General features: G+C 38.9%; 1 protein-coding gene. It reads right to left on the bottom strand.

What is annotated here, in order from left to right:
- A partial coding sequence (locus ACS8FD_RS16400; protein WP_439276624.1) for a site-specific integrase occupies positions 1 to 1055 on the bottom strand: 1055 nt, incomplete at its 3' end.
- Positions 1056 to 1087 lie beyond the last annotated feature (32 nt).

A 1087-nucleotide genomic window follows, 5' to 3' on the forward strand; every position in this document is an offset into this window, starting at 1 on the left:
TCACTATATGTCCTAACTTGCCAATGATTGGCATCAATAAGCTGACAACCTACTAGCATAAAACTCTGTAGCATCTCAATCTGGGTCTCCTTAATACCAAAATGGATCGATGAGTTATTTAAGTTATGCTTATGCGCAAATATCTCAATAAATACTCTCAACTTCTCAGGATCCTTTATAGACATCTGATATGCCCTATCTAATGCTCTAATGATTACTTCCTGATTCTTACTACCTTTAGGCCTACCTAGTAATAGCCTGTCATCGTCGAACAGCTGACTAGCGCGCAAGTATAAACATTTAGATTCATTTAGACTTATACCATGTCTAATAGCAACTTCAGGTAACAGCTCATCTCGAGAGTTTTCTTTTAACTCCTGCAGCTCCTCTAGAAAACCTATGACGTCCGCATATTTAGGGTGAATAAAAATTGAATTTGTATTCGACTCTTTCAATTCATTCAAACTACTATTTAACAGTGGCTGGCTAGCATTGCTATCAGGTTCATCTGCATTCTTAAATAATGGTGTTTTATTAACAGCCGTTTTTTTAAGGAAATATGGTCTTATCTTATTTAATTGCACAGTCTTTGTCGTTGCATCATAAGCAGTTTTGTCTTGTCTATAGATAGCAGAGTAATCTAGATCTGTTATTAACTCTAAAACTGTTATAGGTAGCTCCAAGCAAGCATTACTCAGCCGCTCCCCTGCCAGCAGATGAGCAGTATGAATATAATGCTCGAAGGTTGTGTCGCACGTTAAATGTCCTGCAAAGCTGGCCAGTCCAAACCAGGATCCTTGTTCCTTGTGATAGCCAAGGACCCCTTTTATTACTTTTTCGCACTGCTCATTATCATAATCAGTCATCACCTGTGCCAATGGCGACTTACTTAGTACTAACGCCAGCTGACTAATCGCAGTATGCCTAAAGCTGTGAAATGTGAAATCGTGCTCTCCTAGCAATCTGTCCCAAATTAACTTCATGAGATTACTGAAAATCACACTGGGTAACGGCTGATCACCTGAACCTTGAGAAAACAAGTAACGACGCTTCAACCTTTTCTGCTGACGATATAACTGAGTAAATT

The sequence above is a fragment of the Psychrobacter sp. 1U2 genome, from assembly GCF_051847575.1.